The sequence below is a fragment of the Sphingobium indicum BiD32 genome (genome assembly GCF_000382885.1).
Lineage (GTDB): Bacteria > Pseudomonadota > Alphaproteobacteria > Sphingomonadales > Sphingomonadaceae > Sphingobium > Sphingobium japonicum_C.
On record NZ_CAVK010000103.1, the window covers coordinates 1 to 6,524 of the forward strand.

Sequence of the window (6,524 nt, forward strand, 5' to 3'; positions counted from 1 at the left end):
GCCTGCGGGAGGGGGGACAAGGTCCGCTCAAGGTTGCCGCCCGCCAATCACCACCGGCGTCATCCTGACGAAAGTCAGGATCCATTGGCTCTACCTTCGCTCAGAACCACGACCGTTGCGTGAATGAATCCCGGATCAAGTCCGGGATGACGGGGTGTGGGGACCGCCTCCCAAACAGAAAAAGGGCGGCACCTTTCGGCACCGCCCTTATCTCCGCCAGCCCATAAGGCCAGCCCGGTCAGCCCTGCGTGAAGCAGGGCATCCCGATTACTTGAGTTCGACGGTCGCGCCGGCTTCTTCAAGCTGCTTCTTGACCTTCTCGGCCTCTTCCTTGTTCACGCCTTCCTTGATCGCCTTGGGAGCCGACTCAACCAGGGTCTTGGCTTCGGTCAGGCCGAGGCCAGTGATGGCGCGGACTTCCTTGATGACGTTGATCTTCTTGCCACCGTCGCCGGTCAGGATCACGTCGAATTCGGTCTGCTCTTCAGCAGCAGGAGCCGCGGCAGCGGCCGGGCCGGCGACGGCGACGGCGGCAGCGGCGCTAACGCCCCACTTTTCTTCCAGCGCCTTCGACAGGTCGGCGGCTTCGAGGACGGTCAGGGCCGAAAGCTGTTCGACCAGTGCGTTGATGTCTGCCATGATATTTTTCCTTCTAAACGGGGTGAACCCCGCAATATGTTGAAACGATTACAGGAAGCTGGTTGCGACCAATCAGGCCGCTTCCTTCTCCGCATAGGCGTTGAAGACACGAGCGAGCTGCGAAGCCGGCGTCTGGATGACGGTAGCGAGCTTGGTTGCCGGCGCCTGGATGAGGCCGATAATCTTTGCACGCAGTTCGTCCAGCGAGGGCATCGATGCGAGCGCCTTGACGCCCTCTGCATCGAGCAGCACACCGCCCATTGCGCCGCCAACGATCTCAAGTTTGTCGTTGGTCTTGGCGAAATCGATCACCACCTTGGCGGCGGCGACCGGATCGGCCGATGTGGCCAGCGCAACCGGGCCGGTCAGCATGGAGCTGATCGTCTCGTATTGCGTGTCCTTCAGCGCGATCTTGGCGAGCTTGTTCTTCGTAACCTTGTAGGACGCGCCCGCTTCGCGCATCTTCTGCCGCAGGACCGTCGACTGTGCGACGGTCATGCCCAGGTTGCGTGTGACCACGACAACACCCAGGTCGGCAAAAGTAGCGTTCAGCGTGGTGACGACCTCAGATTTCTGATTACGATCCATGCCATTCTCCACTTCATGTCCACCGGAAAGCCCGATGGACGGCAAAACCCGCGTGCAAGCACACGGGATGTTAGTCCGAAGGGGAGAGATCGACTGGCCGTTCGTCCGTTTGAAGGAAGGCGGCAGACCCGGAACAGGCCGCTAGAGCCGTGCCCGGTAAAGAACTTTTCCCCGTCTAGGCTGGACATTAAGAGGGGCAAATTCCCCTCACCAACTGTCTCGGACGGTGAACCCACAGGGGGTTCGCTGCCGCCGCCCTTAGCGTGGACAGGGGGCGATGTCACGCGGAAATTCGCTCTCCCCTGCAAGGGAGGGCTATCGCATTTGACGTTCAGTTATCCCGCTTACGTCATGCTGAATTTATTCAGCTGCGCTGGCCTTCGGCTCAGCATCCATCGTGCCCCAAAAGCCTTCGCTCGTGACGAGAAATGGATCCTGAAACCGGTTCAGGATGACGATGAAGGAGGGCGCAGTTTCATATACTATAACCCTGCCCTGCAAGGGGAAGATGCATTTCTGCCGCCTAGACCCTGTCCGCCTGCACCACCGTGTCGAGCGCGCGGAGCGCCGATAATATCCGCATCAGATGCTGGGCGTCGGCGACTTCCAGGTCGATGATGTCGGTGTGGAACGGGCCTTCGCGGTTGACCAGTTGCAGGTTGAGGATGTTCGCCTTGGTCGCGCCGAACACATTGGTGACCGCCGCCAGCGCGCCCGGCTGGTTCTTGACGATGACCTGCAACCGCGCGGTGCCGCCCTTGGACTTGCTGTCCCAGGACAGGTCGACCCAGTCGTCATCCTGCCCCGCCTCCAGCGTGCGGCAATCGATCGTGTGGACCTCGATCGGCCCGCCGGTGCGGCGGATGCCGACGATGCGGTCGCCCGGCACCGGGTGGCAGCAATCGGACAGGCTGTAGGCGATGCCCGGCGTCAGCCCGCGGATGGAGATGGGCGCGTGCTGGCGTGGATGGGCTTCCTCCATGCCCGTGCCGGTGGTGGAGCCGGGGACCAGCGCCTCCATGACCTCTGAATCGAGCAGCCGATGCGTGGCGATCGCCACCATCAGCGTGGCGCGATCGTCCAGCTTCAAACGCTTGAGCGCGGCATTCAGCGCCTTGTCACCCAATTCGCTGGCCAGATCATGGGAGAATCGGCCGACAATTTCCTCATAGAGTTTCTCGCCCAGCTCGACTTCCTCGCCGCGCTGCTTCTGGCGGATATAGCGGCGGATGGCGGCGCGAGCCTTGCCGGTGATGGCGAAGGTCAGCCAGCCCGGTTGTGGCTCCTGTCCGGCGGATTTGAGGATTTCGACCTGATCGCCATTTTCGAGGGAGGTGCGCAGCGGCACCACCCGGCCATTGACTTTGGCCCCGACCGTCTGGTTGCCGAGCGAGGTATGCACCGCATAGGCGAAATCCACCGGGGTCGATCCCTTGGGCAGCTGGTGCAACTCGCCCTTGGGCGAGAAGGCGAAGATGCGGTCCTGATACATCGCCATGCGGGTATGTTCGAGCAGCTCGTCCGCGTCCTGGCTCTGTTCCAATATTTCGACCAGATCGCGCAGCCACGCCGCATTCTGATCCCCCGCGTCGCCCTTTTGCTTGTACGCCCAATGCGCCGCCAGCCCCAGTTCGGCATCATGATGCATGTCGCGGCTGCGCAATTGCACCTCGATCCGGGCATTGTCCTGATGGATGACGGTGGTGTGGAGCGACCGGTAACCGTTGCGCTTGGGGGTGGAGATATAATCCTTGAACCGGCCCGGCACCATCTTGAACGTCTGGTGGATGACGCCCAGCGCGCGGTAGCAATCCTCGGTCGTCTCGGTAATCACGCGGAACGCCATCACGTCGGTCAGCTGTTCAAAGCTGATATGGCGCTCCTGCATCTTCTTCCAGATCGAGAAAGGATGTTTCTCGCGCCCCGACACGGTGACCGGAATATCCGAGCTGCCCAGCAGCAATTGCAATTCCGCGCCGATCCGGTCGACCTTGTCATGGCCGCCTTCCTTCAGCTGCTCCAGCCGCTTGGTAATACTGGCATAGGCTTCCGGCTCGATCTCGCGAAAGGCGAGCAACTGCATTTCGCGCATGAAATCATACATGCCGATCCGCTCGGCCAGTGGCGCATAGATATCCATCGTCTCCTTGGCGATGCGACGGCGCTTGTCGGGATTTTTGATGAAATGCAGCGTGCGCATATTGTGCAGCCGGTCGGCCAGCTTGACCAGCAGCACGCGAATATCGTCCGACATGGCGAGCAGGAATTTGCGGAGATTTTCCGCCGCCCGCTCATTCTCGCTCATCGCCTCGATCTTCGACAGCTTGGTCACGCCATCGACCATGCGCGCGACATCCTTGCCGAACGCCGCCTCTATTTCCGCATAGGTGACCAGCGTGTCCTCGATCGTGTCGTGCAGCAGCGCGGTTACGATCGTCTGGTCGTCCAGCCCGAAATCAGTGAGGATGCCCGCCACCTCGATCGGGTGGCTGAAATAGGGGTCGCCGCTGGCGCGCTTCTGGCTGCCATGCTTCTGGACCGAAAAGACATAGGCGCGGTTGATCATCGCTTCATCCGCATTGGGATCATAGCGTTTGACGCGCTCGACAAGTTCATACTGGCGTAACATCGTTTCCCGATTGTGTGGGAAGTGCCTTGCGGCGCAACAAAAAAATCCCATTTGCCCTAAATACACGGCGCTTTTGCAACTGCGCCCGCTTTGGGCTATCTAGTCATGATCATGAAACATAATCTGGCCCAGGATCTCGAACAATGTGCGCTTCCCGCCGCGCTGGAGGCGATGGGCGAACGATGGTCCTTCCTCATCCTGCGCGGTGCCTTGTCGGGAATCCGCCATTTTGAGGAGTTTCAGTCGACGCTGGGCATTGCCCGCAACATATTGGCCAACCGTCTGTCGCGGCTCGTCGAAAACGGCATCATGCTGCGGCAACCGATGCAGTGCGACCGGCGCAAGGTGGAGTATCGCCTGACCGAAAAGGGGCAGGAACTGGCCCCCGTCATGATCGCGCTGCGCCAGTGGGGCGAAAAATGGGGCTGCGGCACCGTGTCCTGCCAGGTGCTGGCCGACCGGCGCGATGGTCAGCCCATCCGCAAGGTCACGATACAGGCGCATGATGGCCGCGTGCTGGAACTGAGCGATCTGGTCTGGCTGTGCCCCGATGAAGTCACGCCGATGGCGGAGGAACCCGCTGCCGCCGCCTGACGGCCGGGATCAGGATGTTATGGGCCGCAGCGGCTTCACCCGTCGGCTCAAATCGCCTAGGCTGCCTGTAATGTCTGTTCATCCCTTTCAGCCCCAGCCCTTTTTCGCGGACAAGAACCGCGCTTTCTGGAACCTGCAATCGCTCGGCTGGGCCGGTGCGTTCCTGCTGCGCGGATCGTCCACCATCGCCAATGGCCAGCCGCTTTCCAGCCTGGTGCCGGTGTTGATCTCTACCGTCACCGGCTATTCGGTGACGCTGCTGATCGCGGTGATGTTTCGCTTCCTGCTCCGGCAGAAGCCGATCATCACCTGGGGCGTGTCGATCCTGACGGTCGTGGTTGCGGCAGGGCTGGTTGCCTTCATCGACGCCTGGGTGTTTTCGACCCAGAACAAGGGCAGCGATACGGCCGGGCTGCAACTGTTCCTGGGCGCTTTCTACCTGTCGATGACGCTGCTGGGCGCATGGTCCGCGCTCTATTATGCCATCAACTTCTACCTGACGGTGGAGGAGCAGGCCGACCAGCTGCTCCATCTGGAAAATCAGGCATCGAGCGCACAGCTGGCGATGCTGCGCTATCAGCTCAATCCCCATTTCCTGTTCAATACGCTGAACTCCATCTCGACGCTGGTGCTGCTCAAACAGACCGACCGAGCGAACGCCATGCTGTCGCGCCTGTCCTCCTTCCTGCGCTATACCCTTATCAACGAGCCGACCGCGCAGGTGACGATCGAGCAGGAGATCGAGACGCTCAAACTCTATCTGGAGATTGAGAAGATGCGGTTCGAGGATCGGCTGCGTCCGATATTCACCATCGACCCGGCCGTCGGACAGGCGCGGCTGCCATCGCTTCTGCTTCAGCCGCTGGTCGAAAATGCGATCAAATATGCCGTCACGCCCAAGGAGGAAGGCGCGGAAATATCGGTCAGCGCGCAGCCTGCCGGCGAAAATGTGCGGATCGTCGTATCGGACAGCGGGCCGGGATTGAATGAAGGTGGAATGAAGCCACACATTGCCGTCAGCGAAGGGACCGGCGTTGGCCTGCCGAACATCCGCGACCGGCTCATTCAGGCCTTCGGGGAACGACAGAGCTTTGAAACACGTTCAAGTCCCAGTGGTTTTTCGGTGATCATCGAAATTCCGCTTAATTTGGAAGATTCATCGAAAGTGGCCGCATGACGATCAGAACAATCCTCGTCGACGACGAAAGCCTTGCTACGCAAGGGCTTATGCTGCGTCTGGAAGCGCATGAGGATGTCGAAATTATCGAAACCTGCAACAATGGGCGCGAAGCGATCCGCGCCATCAAGACGCACAAGCCCGACCTTGTGTTCCTCGACATCCAGATGCCCGGCTTTGACGGTTTTTCGGTCGTTCAGGGCATCATGGAAGTGGAGCCGCCGCTGTTCATCTTCGTCACCGCCTATATGGACCATGCGATTCGCGCGTTCGAGGCGCAGGCGGTCGATTATCTGCTAAAGCCGGTGGAGGAAGGCCGTCTGGCCGACGCGCTTGACCGGGTGCGTTTGCGCCTGTCCGACAAGCGGCAGGTGCAGGAAGCGGAGAAATTGCGTGAGGTGCTGGCCGAAGTCGCGCCCCAGGCGATGAGCGATTTCAATGCAGCGGACGAGGAAGGCCCGGCCTCCAACCGGTTCGAGAAACTCATCAACATCAAGGATCGCGGCCAGATTTTCCGCGTCGATGTCGATTCGATCGAGCGGATCGACGCGGCGGGCGACTATATGTGCATCTACACCGCCGACAATTCGCTGATCCTTCGCGAAACCATGAAGGATCTGGAAAAGCGCCTCGACCCCCGCAATTTCCAGCGCGTCCATCGCTCGACCATCGTGAATTTGAGCCAGGTCAAGCAGGTCAAGCCGCATACCAATGGCGAATGTTTCCTGGTGCTGGAATCGGGCGCCCAGGTCAAAGTCAGCCGCTCCTACCGCGACGTGGTGGCGCGGTTCGTTCACTGACGGAAAGCTGGAGGGAGCAGTAACGCTCATCCTCCCCCTGTGGGGGAGGTGGCTGGCCGCAGGCCAGACGGAGGGGTGTCGAGCTATCGATAGGGCG

At 60.5% G+C, this 6,524-nt stretch carries 6 protein-coding genes; 3 read left to right on the forward strand and 3 right to left on the reverse strand.

Going from position 1 to position 6,524, the window contains the following annotated elements; genetic code table 11:
* Positions 1-267: 267 nt before the first annotated feature.
* From rplL to EBBID32_RS10525, 3 genes are all read right to left on the reverse strand, one after another.
* Positions 268-639, reverse strand: a complete 372-nt coding sequence (gene rplL / locus EBBID32_RS10515) for a 50S ribosomal protein L7/L12 (protein WP_006956160.1) — start codon at positions 637-639, stop codon at positions 268-270.
* Positions 640-711: 72 nt separating this feature from the next.
* On the reverse strand, positions 712-1,227 hold the full coding sequence (rplJ, locus tag EBBID32_RS10520) for a 50S ribosomal protein L10 (RefSeq protein ID WP_006956162.1): 516 nt from the start codon (positions 1,225-1,227) through the stop codon (positions 712-714).
* A 523-nt stretch (positions 1,228-1,750) separates the two neighbouring features.
* Positions 1,751-3,856, reverse strand: a complete 2,106-nt coding sequence (locus EBBID32_RS10525) for a RelA/SpoT family protein (protein ID WP_006956166.1) — start codon at positions 3,854-3,856, stop codon at positions 1,751-1,753.
* A gap of 111 nt (positions 3,857-3,967) precedes the next feature.
* Here EBBID32_RS10525 and EBBID32_RS10530 point away from each other — a divergent pair, with 111 nt between their 5' ends.
* From EBBID32_RS10530 to EBBID32_RS10540, 3 genes are all read left to right on the forward strand, one after another.
* The gene (locus tag EBBID32_RS10530) at positions 3,968-4,450 is read left to right on the forward strand and encodes a winged helix-turn-helix transcriptional regulator (protein WP_037490072.1); all 483 of its coding nucleotides are present in this window, start codon (positions 3,968-3,970) and stop codon (positions 4,448-4,450) included.
* A gap of 70 nt (positions 4,451-4,520) precedes the next feature.
* Positions 4,521-5,627 carry a sensor histidine kinase gene (locus EBBID32_RS10535; RefSeq protein WP_037490073.1) on the forward strand — a complete coding sequence of 369 codons (1,107 nt, stop codon included), beginning with the start codon at positions 4,521-4,523 and terminating at the stop codon, positions 5,625-5,627.
* Positions 5,624-6,427, forward strand: a complete 804-nt coding sequence (locus EBBID32_RS10540; protein ID WP_006956171.1) for a LytR/AlgR family response regulator transcription factor — start codon at positions 5,624-5,626, stop codon at positions 6,425-6,427. The genes EBBID32_RS10535 and EBBID32_RS10540 overlap by 4 nt, the downstream gene beginning before the upstream one ends.
* Positions 6,428-6,524: the final 97 nt, after the last annotated feature.

Coding starts and splice junctions, on each gene's coding strand:
- rplL (WP_006956160.1), bottom strand. CDS start 639: ATGGCAGACATCAACGCACTGGTCGAACAGCTTTCGGCCCTGACCGTC.
- EBBID32_RS10535 (WP_037490073.1), top strand. CDS start 4,521: ATGTCTGTTCATCCCTTTCAGCCCCAGCCCTTTTTCGCGGACAAGAAC.
- rplJ (WP_006956162.1), bottom strand. CDS start 1,227: ATGGATCGTAATCAGAAATCTGAGGTCGTCACCACGCTGAACGCTACT.
- EBBID32_RS10530 (WP_037490072.1), top strand. CDS start 3,968: ATGAAACATAATCTGGCCCAGGATCTCGAACAATGTGCGCTTCCCGCC.
- EBBID32_RS10525 (WP_006956166.1), bottom strand. CDS start 3,856: ATGTTACGCCAGTATGAACTTGTCGAGCGCGTCAAACGCTATGATCCC.
- EBBID32_RS10540 (WP_006956171.1), top strand. CDS start 5,624: ATGACGATCAGAACAATCCTCGTCGACGACGAAAGCCTTGCTACGCAA.